The organism is Staphylococcus aureus, assembly GCF_001027105.1.
Taxonomy (GTDB): domain Bacteria; phylum Bacillota; class Bacilli; order Staphylococcales; family Staphylococcaceae; genus Staphylococcus; species Staphylococcus aureus.
In genome coordinates this window covers 1,242,824-1,258,581 of record NZ_CP011526.1, presented here as the reverse complement: position 1 = coordinate 1,258,581, position 15,758 = coordinate 1,242,824, and the positions used below count along the sequence as shown (strand labels likewise).

The following is a 15,758-nucleotide window of genomic DNA, read 5'->3' as shown; positions in this document are numbered from 1 at the left end:
TCACTCCTTATGATATTCATCTATCATTGATAGCAACTTTTTAGCAAAGCCTGGGTCAGTAATCCCTACATTAACACGCTCACCTTTTCCAAGTGCTATTCCCAATTCATTTCGATTTCCAAACTTTCTGAATGGAACTTTGTAACTCTTACATTTATCTGTAATTAATTTAGCTGTATTATCAGACGCATCATTTGCAACAATAACGAGCTTCAAATTTCCTTTTTTAATCTCATTAACAATGACTGATTCACCTGTTTTTACTTTACCAGCTCTCATTGCTAATCCTAAAAAGTTTAATATTTGATCTATACTCATTTTGGGATCTCTTCTCTATAAATTAATCTAATAATTTCTTTGTAAACAGGATCCAATTGCTCTTTAGATGCTTTAAAATATTTTTCTAAAATTTCTTTTTGTTGTGCTTTTTCAACCATAGCAACATCTTTAGAAACATATGCGCCACGGCCTTGTTTCTTTCCAGTAACATCCGCAAAGATTTCGCCTTCTTTATTAACAACAACACGAATCATATCTTTTTTGGGATGCATTTCATTTGAAAGAATACATTTTCGCATCGGAATTTTTTTCTTTTTCATAGATACTTCACTCCAACCTATTATTCAGATTCTTTCTCTACATTTGTTTCAACTGAAACATCATTTACCTCTTCGGTTGATTCTGTTGTGTCAGCATCTTCTAAAGCAACATCTTCTTCAGTTACTTTTTCAGCTTCAACTACTGGATAGATACCCGCTTCACGCGCATCTGTTTCTGATTTAATATCAATTTTCCAGCCGGTTAATTTAGCAGCTAGACGTGCGTTTTGTCCTCTTTTACCAATCGCTAATGACAATTGATAATCAGGAACAACAACTACTGTAGATTGATTTGTTTCATCAACAATAACTTCTAAAACTTGAGAAGGGCTTAAAGCATTTTTTACAAATACTTTTGGATCTTCATTCCATTGAACGATGTCGATTTTTTCACCACCTAGCTCTTCAACAACAGCTTCAACACGTGCGCCTTTAGCACCAACACATGCACCAACAGCATCTATATCATTGTTTTCAGAGAAGACACTAATTTTAGAGCGATCGCCAGCTTCACGTGCTACTGATTTAACAATTACAGTACCATCGTAAATTTCTGGAACTTCTTGTTCAAATAAACGTTTTAATAAACCTGGATGGCTACGAGAAACATAGATTTGAGGACCTTTTGTCGTTTGTTCCACTTTGTTAACATATACTTTGATACGTTCGTTAGGAATATATTTTTCGTTAGGACTTCTTTCTGCTTCAGATAAAACAGCTTCGATACGACCTAAATTCACATATACATAACGATGGTCAACACGGTCAATAATTCCAGTAAGTATGTCTTCTTCTTTGTCTATAAATTCTTCAAATAAAATTTCACGTTCAGCATCACGAAGACGTTGCATTACTGCTTGTTTCGCTGCTTGAGCACCTACACGACCAAAATCTTTAGGTGTTACATCTTCTTCGTATATATCACCAATTTCATATGCAGGGTTTTTAACAAGCGCTGTACTTAAATCCACTTCATCTCTGTCGTCAAATACTTCTTCAACAACATCTTTACGAGCGATAACTTTGAAAGTACCTTGATCCATATTTAATTCCACACGGACATTTCTTGCACTATCATAATTCTTTTTGTATGCAGTAATTAAAGCTGCTTCAATAGCATCAATTAATACTGCTCTAGGAATCTTCTTTTCTTTTTCTAAATACTCAGTAGCTAATAATAATTCATTACTTGACACGTTTTTTCCTCCTCATCACGTTAAATCATAACTGCGTGACGTGCTTTTGCTATTTTGTCTCTCGGTATCTCTATATCTTTCGTTCTTGCTTTGATTTTAACTTGTACTACAATTGTTTCATTATTGACTTCTTGTAAAATGCCTAACCATTCCTTTTCACCTTCAATTGGTACATATAAAGAAACAAATACAGGTTTAGTTATTGCATTTTGGAAATCTTGTTCTTTTTTAATTGGACGTTCTGCACCAGGTGACGCTACGTCTAAATAATACATTTCAGGAATAGGATCATTTGCATCCATAGCTTCACTTATTTTTTCAGAAGCTAGCGTACAATCATTTAAATCTACGCCACCTTCTTTATCAATAGAGATTCTAAGAAAATGATCTCTACCCTCTTTGACATATTCAACGTCTACAAGTTCAAAATTCAAGTCTTCCATAATTGGTTTAACAATCACTTCTACTTGTTCTGTAATTTTACTCATACAGGCCTCCCTTTTTGGCAAATAGAAAAGAGCGGGAATCTCCCACTCTTCTGCCTGAGTTCACTAATTTTTAAGCAACTTAATTATAGCATAAGTTTATGCTTGAAACAAATGACTTCACTATTAATCAGAGATTCTTGTAAAAGTTTGTTCCTTTATTTCACCATTACATTTGAATAGACTCGTAAGACATTGAAAAGAAATACGGGCATAATTTTGTGTCCAGCAACAATTTTGTATTTCTTTGACTACGCCATACGCATTAAATAAATACCTTGATTATTTCATTTTACATATCAAATATCGAAAGTTGAGCTTTATCTGGTAAATTCGGTAATGAGCCTAACTCATCTAAATACTCAATAATTTTCTGAGATAATCCAGCTTTTTTGTTTAAATCTTCTTTTGATAAAAATGGGCCATCGTCACGAGCTTCAACAATTCGTTTCGCAACGTTTTCGCCAAGCCCAGGCACTGATATGAACGGCGGAATAAGTGTATCGCCTTCAATGATAAATTCGAACGCCTGACTCTTTTCTAAACTAATCGGTTGCATTCGATAACCTCGATGCGCCATTTCATTCATAATTTCCAAGACTGTTAATACGTCTTTTTCTTTTTTACCTAGATCCATATAGCGAGAATACATGTCTTTTACAGTATTTCGAATGCTTGTTTTATCTTTAATCATCGTGATTAAATCAAAGTCTGACGCACGAATTGTAAAGTAAGATGCATAGTAATAAAGTGGATGATGTACTTTGAAATATGCGATACGTACTGCCATTAAAACGTATGCTGCTGCATGGGCTTTAGGGAACATGTACTTAATTTTAAGACATGAATCTAAATACCAATCTGGCACTTCATTTTCTTTCATCGTTTCAATCATTTCTTCAGTTAAACCTTTACCTTTACGTACTGACTCCATTATTTTAAAAGCCATTGATGGTTCTAAACCAGCATACATTAAATAAACCATGATATCATCACGACAACCAATTACACTTGATAAATCACATATACCGGTTTTAATTAATTCTTGAGCATTGCCTAACCACACATCTGTACCATGAGATAATCCTGAGATTTGAACTAATTCAGAAAATGTTGTTGGCTTTGTATCTTCTAACATTTGACGCACGAATCCTGTACCGAATTCTGGTACCCCAAATGTACCTGTTTTACATAAAATTTCATCTTCAGTAACACCCAAACTTTCAGGTGTACTAAATATCTGCATAACTTCTTTATCATCTACAGGTATTGTTTTTGGATCAATTCCTGATAAATCTTGAAGCATACGAATCATTGTTGGATCATCGTGTCCAAGTATATCAAGTTTTAATACATTATCATGAATAGAATGGAAATCAAAATGTGTCGTCATCCATGCTGAATTTTGATCATCGGCAGGATATTGTATCGGCGTAAAATCATAAATATCCATGTAATCAGGTACTACAATAATACCCCCTGGATGCTGTCCAGTTGTACGTTTAACACCTGTACATCCTTTAACGAGTCGATCTATTTCAGCACCTCTTTTGTGGATACCTTGATCATTCAAATAACCTTTAACATAACCAAAAGCAGTCTTTTCAGCAACAGTACCAATTGTACCTGCACGGAATACTTTATCCTCACCAAATAATACTTTTGTGTAGTTATGGGCATTCGGTTGATATTCACCACTAAAGTTTAAGTCGATATCAGGAACTTTATCTCCCTTAAATCCTAAAAATGTTTCAAACGGAATATCTTGTCCTTCTTTAATAAGTGGCGCTCCACAAGTTTCACACGTCTTATCAGGTAAATCAAATCCTGATCCTACTGAACCATCATTGAAAAATTCACTCGTTTTACAGTTCGGACAAATATAGTGTGGCGGTAACGGGTTTACTTCAGTAATCTCAGTCATTGTCGCTACAAAACTAGAACCTACTGAACCACGGGAACCAACTAAGTATCCATCATCTAATGATTTTTTAACTAAACGTTGCGAAATTAAGTAAATTACCGCAAATCCATTACCGATAATACTTTTTAATTCTTTTTCTAATCGATCAATTACGATTTGAGGCAGGTCTTCACCATACAGTTTACGCGCATTTGCATAACTTAGTTCTCTAATTTCTTCGTTAGCACCTTCCATACGCGGTGTGTATAATTCATCTTTAATAGGAACAACACGTTCAATTCGATCTGCTAATTCGTTTGTATTTTTCACAACAATTTCATGCGCTTTTTCTTCACCTAAAAAATGAAACTCGTTTAACATTTCATCTGTAGTTCTAAAATGTGCTTCCGGTAAAGTTGAGCGATTAAGTGGATTGCCGGGTTGTGATGCTATTAAAATTTTACGTGCGATACCATCATGTTCAAACAAATAGTGTGCATTTCCTGTCGCAATAACAGGTATACCCGCTGTGTCACCTGCATGTATTAAACGTTGATAAATTTCATGTAATGTTTCAGTATCTCTAATAAGCTCTCTATCAATTAAATCTTGATAAAGTGCCGGTGGTTGAATTTCAATAAAATCATAATATTTGGCAATTTTTTCAACTTGACTCTGGTCCTTCTGCATAACTGCCGTAAATAATTCACCTTCATCACACGCTGTACCTACCAATAATCCCTCACGATATTCATCTAACAATGAACGTGGAATTCGAGGTGTACGGTAGAAATACTTCACCAATGATGCACTTACAATTTTAAATAGATTTTTAAGACCTTGTTGGTTTTGTACAATTAATGTGACATGACTAGGTCTTGCACGTTTATATGCATCTTCATTACTGAGTTTTTTGTTGATTTCGTTATGATTTAATACGCCTAATTCTTTCATTTGTTGAACCATTTTTATGAAAATGTAAGCTGTTGCTTCTGTATCATAAATGGCACGGTGATGTTGCGTTAATTCTACGCCATATTTTTTAGCCAAGAAATTCAAACCATGTTTACCATATTCAGTATTAATCGTACGAGATAATTCTAAAGTATCGATAACACCATTCGTTGATGGTCCAAACCCAAGACGTTCATATCCCGTATCGATGAAGCCCATATCAAACGAAGCATTATGCGCTACGAATATCGCATCGCCAACCCATTCTTTAAACTCTGTAAGTACTTCTTCAATCTCAGGGGCATCTACTAACATATCATCAGTAATATGCGTCAAATTGATAATCGTTTCCGATAATCGTTCATGCGGATTACTAAACCTTTCAAACTTATCGATGATTTCACCGTTATGAACTTTCACAGCTGCAAGCTCGATGATTTTATCATACTGATTTGATAAACCAGTTGTCTCAACGTCGAACACAACATAAGTAGCATCTTTTAATACGACATCTTGTGGTTTGTATGCAATCGGAACACCATCATCAACTAACATACCTTCCATACCGTATATCATTTTAATGCCATGTTTTTCCGCTGCTGCGTGAGCATCTGGAAATGCTTGCACAACATTATGGTCTGTAACCGCAATGGCTGGATGTCCCCAGTCTGCTGCCTGTTTAACATACGCACCAATATTGGGTATACCATCCATTTGGCTCATTGCAGTATGCAAGTGGAATTCTACACGCTTTTCTTCAGCCTTATCTTTTTTTGTCGCTTTTTTAATCTCTTCAATATCAGACATCATCATAACTAAATCTCTAATAAATGTATCTTCTTCAATACGACCTTGAGCCCTAACCCATTTACCAACACTTAGCGCTTTAAAATGTTCTAAATCATCTTTGTTTTTACGAGTAAACATTTTTAAAACTAAAGAGTCCGTATAGTCAGTCACTTTAATTTCTACGATATGGCGACCACTTTTAAGTTCTTTTAAGTTTATATCAAAAATGACACCCTCTATTGCAACTTTAAACTCTTCCTCAATAATAGATTCAATTGGTTTAATATTTTCAATTTGAATCGGCTTACCAATTTGACACTTATCGACAGCACTTTCGTTGTTATCTTGTTGTTTCGCTTTTTCAGCTTTCATTTTTTCAAGTTTCTCTGTTGCCAATCGTGCACTTTGTTCGTCTTCTTCTTGAATATGTGCTTCTAAAGAAGCTAAGTTTTGTTCTTGATCATTATCATTTGTTTCGAATATGATTTTATCGATATCAAAACCACAATTTCTAAACGCTTTGATAAGACTTCCATTACATGCCTTATCAAAATGATTACGTTCAATGTCATTTGATACCATTACTTTTAATACTTTTCCAGACATAATAAGCTTTTTCTGTTTCAATTGACCTTTAACTTTTGGAGATAAAGCTGTTTGGTCAATACAGTGCCCAAAGTATTTAATTGCATGTTCATCTTGATTCGTGCCATTTGTTACCGTAAAACGACATGTAACGTTGGCGATATCTTTAAACTCTTGCTCTATTGCATTTATAAATAATAAATAATCTTCATGAGCTAAGAATTGTGGTAATGTAATATGAAATTCCCATGTTCTGTTTTTGTTAGAAACATCTATACGTGTCAGTTCACCTGAATTTAAAATTTCAGCATCTAATTGATTTGAAATTTTAATTTGATCAGCAAGCACTTTAAATTTTTGTTGCTCTGTCATTGCCAAGACAATTACCACCTTAAATAGAAATTACTTTTACGTGTTCGAACAATATTTAGATTATGTGAGCATAGTAATGATAGAAAATTAAATGCTTTATATTTGGCTAATCATTATATTGTTAAAACAAATTTATCTTTAATTATACTATGTCTTCAGTCATTTTTCATCGAATAATCATTATATCAAAAATAATAAGAGCAGGACATAAGCATCAGATTTCTTTCAGCTTTTTCCTACTCTTATAATTCATTCGATCTTAATTATTTTAAGTTATCATATTTATTTGTAATGACAGTCATTAAGTCATCAATGTGAACTTCTTCGCTATCACCTGTTAAACGTTCTTTAACTTCTACAATACCTTCCGATGCACGTTTACCAACAACAATTCGCAGTGGTAAACCAATTAAATCGGCATCATTAAATTTAACACCTGCACGTTCCTGACGATCATCGTACAACACATCAAATTTAGTATTAAATTCAGCATATAGTGCATCTGCTAGTTCTCGTTGATCATCTTTCTTAGGATTAATAGAAATTAAATGTAAATCAAACGGAGTAACTGATTTAGGCCAAACAATTCCATTATCATCGTGATTTTGTTCAACAATCGCACTTAGCGTTCTAGAAATTCCAATTCCGTAACAACCCATAATTAAAGATTGAGCTTTTCCTTGGTTATCTAAGAATGTAGCATTCATTGATTCTGAATACTTAGTACCCAATTTGAATACTTGACCAACTTCAATACCTTCAGCAAAATGTGCAACGCCTGAACCATCACTTAACTTTTCGCCTTCTAAAATAAAACGGAAATCGCCATATTCATCAACGTTGAAGTCTCTACCTACATTTACATTAATTAAGTGATAACCATCTTCGTTAGCACCGACAACTAAATTATTTAAATCTTGCACAAAATTATCTGCATAAATTTTGATTTCTTTATCAATTACAGGACCTAGTGAACCAGGATTTGCACCAACTAAATTAACTATTTCGTCTTGTGTTGCTAATTCAATATTATCTGTGCCGAAATAAGATTTTAATTTAATGTCATTAATTTCATGATGGCCACGCACTAAAACCATAATATATTCGCCATCAACTTTGAAAATCATCGTTTTAACGATTTCATCTACTGGTCTACCTAAGAAGTCTGCCAATTCTTGCGCAGTCTTAACATTTGGTGTTTCAATTTTTTCTAAAGGTTGCACAGTAGTATGCTTATGATTTGGTTCGTAAACGACTTCTGCTTTTTCGATGTTAGCAGCATAATCACTTTCTTTACTGTAAACGATTGTATCCTCACCGATAGCACTTAATGCCATAAATTCATGTGTATGGCTACCGCCTATAGCACCTGAATCTGCAACTACTGGTCTTGCGTTAATGCCAACTCTCTCAAAAATACGGCTATACGCTTGATACATATCTTGATACGTTTGATCTAATGATGCCTCGTCAGCATGGAATGAATATGCATCTTTCATAATAAATTCACGCCCACGAAGTAAACCAAAACGTGGTCTCTTTTCATCACGGAATTTAGATTGAATTTGGAATAATGTCATCGGTAATTGTTTGTATGATTTCAATTCATTTCTTACTATTGATGTAACTAATTCTTCATGTGTTGGACCTAATGCAAATTGTCTTCCATGTCTATCTTGTAAACGCATTAATTCTGGGCCATATGCACCCCAACGTCCTGATTCTTCCCATAATTCAGCTTGTTGTAACGCTGGCATTAAAATTTCAACAGAATCGATACGTTCCATTTCTTGTCGCACAATTGCAGTAATATTATTTAACACACGTGTTGCTAGCGGTAAATAACTATAAATCCCACTTGTACTTTGTTTTATCAAACCCGATTTCAATAATAAACGATGACTTTGTGCTTCTGCTTCTGATGGCACGTCACGCATCGTTGGTATAAAAACTTTGGATTGCTTCATAATTATTTATCCTCCTAAATTATAAGAAATATCGTCGAATATCATTCCACGTTACTAATATCATTATAACGACCATGAAAATGGCACCAATAGCAATAATCGTTGTTTCCGCTTTTTTATTAACTGGTTTTCTGAAAATCGCTTCATATATAACAAATAAAATACGACCACCGTCTAGTGCAGGAATAGGAATTAAATTCATAATACCTAAGTTTACACTTAATAACGCAGTGTAACCAATTAAGCTAATGATACCCGCTTTAACAACTGAGTCGACGTTATGATAAATACCAACCGGACCATTTAACATATCAAATGAGAATCCGCCCGTAAATATACTAGCCAACATACCTACTACAGCTGTAAAAATATAAGTACTACCGATTAAAAAGCTTTTAAATCCGAATACAATTGGTTTAAAAAGTGTATGTTCACTCGCTGGTTGGAATCCGAGAACATACTTCGTCTCTGAACTTACTTTAGTCAGTTTTTTTTCAGTCTTTTTAGGTGTTAATTCAACTGACTTTGTTTTACCATCACGTTCAAATTTAACAGTCGTCTTATTATCTTTAACTTTATCTAACGCCTTATCAACATCATCAAATTCAGATATTTTATATTTGCCAATTTGGACGATCTTATCACCTTTTTGTAATCCTGCTTGTTGAGCTGGATACTTATCTGCGACTTGTTCTACAGTAGACGTAGGCGTGCCTTGATAATATGCAAGACCAATAAATAGGACTAAAGCTAATATAAAGTTAAATAACGGTCCCGCAAATAATGTTAAAAATTTCGGCCATGGCTTTTTATGTGCAAATTGTCTGTCTCTCGGAGCAATTTGAACTAAGCTACCATTTTCAACAAAGAAAGACTTTCTAGCAATTTTAAAATGATGTCTTTCATTATCATAAGCAGTGATACCTTCTATGAATAAGTCATCCTTAAAATCACATTTTTTAACTTCGATCGCTTCAATTTGTTGAAACTTATGATGATCATCTAATATGATATGTGTTATTTCATTTTCTTCATTAAGTTTAATTTTAACGTTCATACCGGGCTCGACTGGTGGCTCTTCTAAGCCATCTCCTGCCATACGAACATATCCACCAACAGGCAATAACCTAATAGTGTAAAGTGTTTCATTTTTTCTAAAACTAAAAATTTTTGGCCCCATACCGATCGCAAATTCTGGACACATAATGCCTGCTCTTTTCGCAAAAAACATATGGCCATATTCATGAACAGTTACTAGTACACCAAAAACAATAATAAATGCAATTATTGTAACTAAATAGCTCACTCGCTACACCTCGATTGTTTATAAATTTCTTTTATTTTAAAAATGATTGCTGTATACGTAACATAAGTCATTATAATATGATACTGACAAATCACAAAATATAACGTCTAATTTTCAAAGTTAATATTGCGTATAATTTTCAAAGTTAATATTGCGTATAATTTTCAAAAGGAGTTCTGAGATTCATTAAATTATCTCAGCAACTCCTCTTTACGTTTATTGATTTGTTCTCAGCATTAAGATTGTATTAATAAAATATTTAATAATGGTAACACAAACATAAAGCTGTCAAATCGGTCTAAAATACCACCGTGTCCAGGTAGTATTCGACCTGAGTCTTTAACGCCGAAATGACGCTTAAATCCTGATTCCACTAAATCACCTAATTGACCAAATAAACTTAAAATCAATGTCACTCCAAGTAATATCCATACATTCATATTGAAATCTACAAAATATAACATTGCAAGTGGTACTATCAAACTACAGAACAAGCCACCTATGAATCCTTCGATTGTTTTATTCGGACTTATTACTGGCCAAAGCTTATGTTTACCCATCATTTTACCAAACAAGTAAGCCCCTGTATCTGTAAGCCAAACAATTAAAAAGGCATATAATATGTAATGTAATCCTTCTGATCTCGTTTCATAAAAGAACATAAAACCAATGCCTACATAAGCCACAGACATTAAGCAAAATGCAGCATCCATAAAACTAAATCTGTTTTTAGATAAGACAGTATAACTTAATACAATAAAGCTCATTGCAATTAAACTTTTTAATTGAATTACTTGTACCCATGGCCCTGCATGTTGTGGCAACATAATGATGATAAGACCAACTGCACTAATTAAACCAGGAACTGAAACAAATTTAATCATATTCATATTCAACAATTCTTTTAATGCAATCAATGCTAATATATTAGCAAATATCATTAACACAAGGCCGCCTTTTAACAAGATAGGCAAGAATACGATTAAGGCAATAATAGCTGTCAGCGTTCTAACTTTCATACTATACTACTCCTCACTCAATCCGCCAAAGCGTCTTTGACGTGACTGATAAATTTTTATACATTTAATTAATTCATCTTCGTCAAAGTCAGGCCATAATTTTTGATTAAAGATAAATTCACTATACGAAACTTGCCAAATCAAGAAATTACTTATTCTTTGTTCTCCTGAAGTACGAATTAACAACTCTGGATCAGGATAGTCTTTTGTCATTAAATGATTGTTTATATATGTTTCATCTATGATATCACTATTTAAACCTTGTTGATGAAGCTCGTCAAACATATTTTTAATACTATGAACAAGTTCTGCTCTGCCACCATAATTAATTGCAAATATTAATTTTAAGCCGGTATTATTAGCTGTCTTTTCTTTAGCATTATTAATTGCTTCTATCGTTGATTTTGGCAACTTATCAGTAAATCCAATTGTTTCAACTTTGACATTTTTTTCAATTAGTTCCGGTAAGAATGTCTTTAAGAAATTGACAGGCAAATTCATAATATAATTTACTTCACTTTCAGGTCTTGACCAATTTTCAGTGGAAAAGGCGTATAAAGTTAAGTACTTAACACCAATATCACTAGCTACCCTAGTAATTTTTTTTATTGTTTGCATACCTTCGTAATGACCTTTAATTCTAGGCATTTTTCGCTTCTTAGCCCATCGCCCATTACCATCCATAATAATAGCGATATGTTCAGGTATATTAGACGAGTCTAATTCTTCATTATAATTATTTATAGTGTTCTTTTTATTTATTAGCTTTTTAAACATGGTCTTTCCTCCGAGCCTGATCATCTCTGTCATATAGTATAAGTTACTAAACAATCATTATCATTTTATCATACTCATTTAATGCATTGAATAAGCAAATAAAAAAACTGTACCAAAGTCTGACTCGGTACAGTTTACACCAGAAATGTGACATACATACTGAGGTTAAAAATTACATAACTTTATTATAGCAATATACCTAATGCCTATTATTTATAAAGTATATGTTTAATTAACTTGTTTAAACACCATTTTTATGCTCATTGTGAATTTAAATTATCACATGCATCTTTGATTTAATTAAACATGCCCATTTTAAATGTTACATTATCGTTTAATACTGGCATTTTAATATGTCATTGTATATTAGTTTTATACTGACATAATATCTTTTTCTTTATCAGCAATCATTTGATCAATTTCTTTTATTGAATTGTCTGTTGCTTTCTGAACATCTTCAGTGCCACTTCTCAACTCATCTTCAGTAATGTCGCCATTTTTTTCATCTTTTTTCAACTGATCATTCATATCACGACGAATATTTCGAACAGATACTTTAGCTTCTTCACCAATTTTCTTAACATCTTTAACGCGCTCTTTTCTACGTTCTTCTGTTAAGGCAGGTACAGCAATACGTATCACTTCACCATCACTTGTTGGGTTAACACCTAAGTTAGCTGCTATTATCGCTTTTTCGATGTCAGCTACAGAAGTTTTGTCGTATGGAGAAATAACAAGTAAACGTGCTTCTGGAACATTGATGCTTGCTAATTGTTGTACAGGTGTTGGTGCACCATAGTAATCAACTGTTACGCCGTTTAATAAATTTGAATTAGCTCTTCCTGCACTGATGTTAGCTAATTCACGTGATAAGCTTTCGATTGATTTTTGCATTCTTGATTTAGTTTCATTAATAATGTCACTCATTATTTTACACCTCTAAATTTATTTTGTAATTAACGTACCTATCTTTTCACCCATAACAGCACGTTTAATATTTCCTTCTTCCATAATAGAGAAAACAGTTAACGGAATGTTATTATCCATACAGAATGAGGATGCTGTTGAATCCATTACTTGTAAACCTTCTTGAAGCATTTGAATATGCGTTAAATGTTCATATTTTACCGCATCTTTGTTTACTTTAGGATCTGCAGAATATACACCATCTACATTATTTTTGCCCATTAAAATAACATCTGCTTCAACTTCTGCAGCACGTAATGCCGCTGTAGTATCTGTAGAGAAGTATGGGTTTCCAATACCTGCAGCAAAAATAACTACGCGTTTCTTTTCTAAGTGTCTAATTGCACGACGACGAATATAAGGTTCAGCCACTTGCTTCATTTCAATAGATGTTAATACTCGTGTATCACAATCCAATTGTTCTAAACTATCTTGTAATGCTAAGGCATTCATTACAGTTGCAAGCATACCCATGTAATCAGCAGTTCCACGGTCCATACCTAAGTCACTACCTGTTTTACCTCTCCAAATGTTTCCGCCACCAACGATTACTGCGATTTCACAGTCCATTTTAGCAACTTCAGCCACTTGCTCAGCAACACTTTTAATAATTACTGGATTTATGCCAAATCCTTTTTCTCCAGCTAACGCTTCACCACTTAGTTTCAAAACTACACGTTTATATTTAGAAATTTGAGCCATTTTCTTATCCTCTCTATCGTGAATATATGTAACATATACAAGTAAAGAAGACACAGTTGTCGTTTTATTAGAATGATTTACATTTTAATAAAGCAACATTAAAGGTGTCTTCTTCCTTGTTTTACTTTATGACAGATTATTTCATTTGTCCTTTAACTTCATCCGCAAAGTTTTCTTCGCGTTTTTCCATACCTTCGCCTACTTCATAGCGTACGAAGTCAACAAGTTTTCCACCTTTTGTTTTTAAGAAAGCTTCAACTGTTACATCAGGGTTTTTAACGAAGTCTTGATCTACAGCACAAATTTCTTGTAAGTATTTACGTAAACGTCCTTCCACCATTTTTTCAACGATGTTTTCTGGTTTACCTTCATTTAATGCTTGTTGTTTTAAAACTTCTCTTTCGTGGTTGATTTCTTCTTCGCTAACTTGTTCAGAAGAAACATATTTAGGGTTGATTGCAGCGATATGCATAGCAACGTCTCTTGCTGCTTCTTCGTCAGTTGAACCTTCAACAACTGTTAATACACCAATGCGTCCACCCATGTGTAAGTAAGCGCCGAAAGCATCGTTATCAGTTTTAGTTCTGATAGCAAAACGACGAACACTTAATTTTTCACCGATTGTTGAAATTGCTTCTTTAATTCTTTCATCAACTGATTTACCATTTGGTAAAGTTGTTTCCATTAAAGCTTCAACAGTTTCAGCTTTTGTATCTAATACTTGATTAGCGATTTCTTTAACTAACTCTTGGAAACCTTCGTTACGAGCAACAAAGTCTGTTTCAGAGTTGATTTCAACGATAACTGCGTCGTTACCTTTAGTTTCTACATGTACTAAACCTTCAGCCGCAATACGGTCTGCTTTTTTAGCTGCTTTAGCAATACCTTTTTCACGTAGGTAGTCAATCGCTTTATCGATGTCACCATCAGTTTCAGTTAGCGCTTTTTTACAATCCATCATACCCGCGCCAGTTTTTTCACGTAATTCTTTAACAAGTTTTGCTGAAATAGTTGCCATTCATTATTCCTCCAATAAGTTATCATTTTATATATTATGATTTTAGCATTATTATAGGCAAGATTGCCAATACTCTATTTGAATATTTGTAATTTGCCTCGATTTTCTTTTTAAAAAAGGTGATAAGCATTAATATCTTATCACCCATTTAAACTATATCTAAGTCAGATTCAACAGTTGATTATTCTTCAGTTGCTTCTGTTTCTTCTGATTTTTCTTTTTCATCTAAATCGATGTTTTGTTCTGCAGCTACTTCTTCATTAGAAACGCCTTGTTGACCTTCTAAGATTGCATCTGCCATTTTAGCAGTTAATAATTTAACCGCACGGATAGCATCGTCGTTTGCTGGGATAACGTAGTCAATTTCGTCAGGATCACAGTTAGTGTCAACGATACCTACGATAGGAATATTTAATTTACGAGCTTCAGCAATTGCATTACGCTCTTTACGTGGGTCAACTACGAATAATGCTTGAGGCATTGATTTCATATCACGAATTCCGCCTAAGAATTTGATTAAACGGTCGTATTCTTTTTTAAGTTCTACTACTTCTTTTTTAGGTAATACTTCGAATAAACCATCTTCTTCCATTTTTTCAATTTCAGAAATACGTTTGATTCGTTTTGAGATCGTTTTATAGTTAGTTAATAATCCACCTAACCATCTTTGGTTAATGTAGAATTGACCAGCACGTTCTGCTTCAGATTTAACTGATTCTTGTGCTTGTTTTTTAGTTCCTACGAATAAGACTTGTCCACCATCTTCTGAAACTTGTTTCAAGAAGTTGTATGCCTCGTCTACTTTTTTCACTGTTTTTTGTAAGTCGATGATATAAATACCATTTCTCTCAGTGAAGATATATTTTTTCATTTTTGGGTTCCAACGACGTGTTTGGTGACCGAAGTGAACACCCGCTTCTAGTAATTGTTTCATTGAAATTACTGCCATTATAAATTCCTCCTATTGGTTAATTACCTCCATAGCAAACTATTGTAAAGACAATATATAAATATTGCACCCTTTACACAATCACGTTTGATATGTGTGTATTGGCTTTATAGCCGAAAATAAATATAACATAATGCCGTGTCTAAAGCAAATGTTTTTCAAGCATTTTTC

Annotated in this window: 14 protein-coding genes; all 14 read right to left on the bottom strand. The window is 33.6% G+C overall.

Annotated elements, in window-relative coordinates; translation table 11 throughout:
- The 14 genes from AA076_RS06330 to rpsB all read right to left on the bottom strand — a co-directional run bounded on the left by AA076_RS06330 (position 1) and on the right by rpsB (position 15,587).
- The gene (locus AA076_RS06330) at positions 1-318 is read right to left on the bottom strand and encodes a YlxQ family RNA-binding protein (RefSeq protein ID WP_000020853.1); all 318 of its coding nucleotides are present in this window, start codon (positions 316-318) and stop codon (positions 1-3) included.
- On the bottom strand, positions 315-599 hold the full coding sequence (rnpM, locus tag AA076_RS06325) for an RNase P modulator RnpM (protein WP_000727423.1): 285 nt from the start codon (positions 597-599) through the stop codon (positions 315-317). Before rnpM ends, AA076_RS06330 begins: the two co-directional genes overlap by 4 nt.
- 20 nt (positions 600-619) lie before the next feature.
- On the bottom strand, positions 620-1,795 hold the full coding sequence (gene nusA / locus AA076_RS06320; RefSeq protein WP_000097462.1) for a transcription termination factor NusA: 1,176 nt from the start codon (positions 1,793-1,795) through the stop codon (positions 620-622).
- Positions 1,796-1,815: 20 nt separating this feature from the next.
- Positions 1,816-2,283 carry a ribosome maturation factor RimP gene (rimP, locus tag AA076_RS06315; protein ID WP_000036631.1) on the bottom strand — a complete coding sequence of 156 codons (468 nt, stop codon included), beginning with the start codon at positions 2,281-2,283 and terminating at the stop codon, positions 1,816-1,818.
- A 289-nt stretch (positions 2,284-2,572) separates the two neighbouring features.
- Positions 2,573-6,883, bottom strand: a complete 4,311-nt coding sequence (locus AA076_RS06310; protein WP_001820550.1) for a PolC-type DNA polymerase III — start codon at positions 6,881-6,883, stop codon at positions 2,573-2,575.
- 263 nt (positions 6,884-7,146) lie between these two features.
- Entirely contained in the window at positions 7,147-8,850 is a 1,704-nt protein-coding gene (locus AA076_RS06305; RefSeq protein WP_000814103.1) for a proline--tRNA ligase, read from the bottom strand.
- A gap of 19 nt (positions 8,851-8,869) precedes the next feature.
- Positions 8,870-10,156: an RIP metalloprotease RseP gene (rseP, locus tag AA076_RS06300; RefSeq protein ID WP_000121116.1), complete on the bottom strand. Its 1,287-nt coding sequence runs from the start codon at positions 10,154-10,156 to the stop codon at positions 8,870-8,872.
- A 236-nt stretch (positions 10,157-10,392) separates the two neighbouring features.
- On the bottom strand, positions 10,393-11,175 hold the full coding sequence (locus tag AA076_RS06295) for a phosphatidate cytidylyltransferase (RefSeq protein ID WP_000868413.1): 783 nt from the start codon (positions 11,173-11,175) through the stop codon (positions 10,393-10,395).
- Between the two features lie 6 nt (positions 11,176-11,181).
- Positions 11,182-11,952 (bottom strand): undecaprenyl pyrophosphate synthase, encoded by a 771-nt coding sequence (locus AA076_RS06290; RefSeq protein WP_000473705.1) that lies wholly within the window; start codon positions 11,950-11,952, stop codon positions 11,182-11,184.
- A gap of 372 nt (positions 11,953-12,324) precedes the next feature.
- Positions 12,325-12,879: a ribosome recycling factor gene (gene frr / locus AA076_RS06285; RefSeq protein WP_001280006.1), complete on the bottom strand. Its 555-nt coding sequence runs from the start codon at positions 12,877-12,879 to the stop codon at positions 12,325-12,327.
- Between the two features lie 18 nt (positions 12,880-12,897).
- A complete protein-coding gene (pyrH, locus tag AA076_RS06280; protein ID WP_000057330.1) occupies positions 12,898-13,620 on the bottom strand; it encodes a UMP kinase in 723 nt (240 codons plus the stop codon).
- A 136-nt stretch (positions 13,621-13,756) separates the two neighbouring features.
- Positions 13,757-14,638 carry a translation elongation factor Ts gene (gene tsf / locus AA076_RS06275; RefSeq protein WP_000201387.1) on the bottom strand — a complete coding sequence of 294 codons (882 nt, stop codon included), beginning with the start codon at positions 14,636-14,638 and terminating at the stop codon, positions 13,757-13,759.
- A 34-nt stretch (positions 14,639-14,672) separates the two neighbouring features.
- Entirely contained in the window at positions 14,673-14,786 is a 114-nt protein-coding gene (locus AA076_RS14855; protein ID WP_031929608.1) for a hypothetical protein, read from the bottom strand.
- Positions 14,787-14,819: 33 nt separating this feature from the next.
- On the bottom strand, positions 14,820-15,587 hold the full coding sequence (gene rpsB, locus AA076_RS06265; protein ID WP_000268484.1) for a 30S ribosomal protein S2: 768 nt from the start codon (positions 15,585-15,587) through the stop codon (positions 14,820-14,822).
- Between the last annotated feature and the right edge of the window lie 171 nt (positions 15,588-15,758).

Bases quoted from the DNA above. Each gene is read 5' to 3' on its own strand.
- rimP (WP_000036631.1), bottom strand. From the start codon at position 2,283: ATGAGTAAAATTACAGAACAAGTAGAAGTGATTGTTAAACCAATTATG.
- pyrH (WP_000057330.1), bottom strand. From the start codon at position 13,620: ATGGCTCAAATTTCTAAATATAAACGTGTAGTTTTGAAACTAAGTGGT.
- AA076_RS06330 (WP_000020853.1), bottom strand. From the start codon at position 318: ATGAGTATAGATCAAATATTAAACTTTTTAGGATTAGCAATGAGAGCT.
- frr (WP_001280006.1), bottom strand. From the start codon at position 12,879: ATGAGTGACATTATTAATGAAACTAAATCAAGAATGCAAAAATCAATC.
- rpsB (WP_000268484.1), bottom strand. From the start codon at position 15,587: ATGGCAGTAATTTCAATGAAACAATTACTAGAAGCGGGTGTTCACTTC.
- AA076_RS06290 (WP_000473705.1), bottom strand. From the start codon at position 11,952: ATGTTTAAAAAGCTAATAAATAAAAAGAACACTATAAATAATTATAAT.
- AA076_RS06310 (WP_001820550.1), bottom strand. From the start codon at position 6,883: ATGACAGAGCAACAAAAATTTAAAGTGCTTGCTGATCAAATTAAAATT.
- AA076_RS06305 (WP_000814103.1), bottom strand. From the start codon at position 8,850: ATGAAGCAATCCAAAGTTTTTATACCAACGATGCGTGACGTGCCATCA.
- tsf (WP_000201387.1), bottom strand. From the start codon at position 14,638: ATGGCAACTATTTCAGCAAAACTTGTTAAAGAATTACGTGAAAAAACT.
- rnpM (WP_000727423.1), bottom strand. From the start codon at position 599: ATGAAAAAGAAAAAAATTCCGATGCGAAAATGTATTCTTTCAAATGAA.
- AA076_RS06295 (WP_000868413.1), bottom strand. From the start codon at position 11,175: ATGAAAGTTAGAACGCTGACAGCTATTATTGCCTTAATCGTATTCTTG.
- AA076_RS14855 (WP_031929608.1), bottom strand. From the start codon at position 14,786: ATGGGTGATAAGATATTAATGCTTATCACCTTTTTTAAAAAGAAAATC.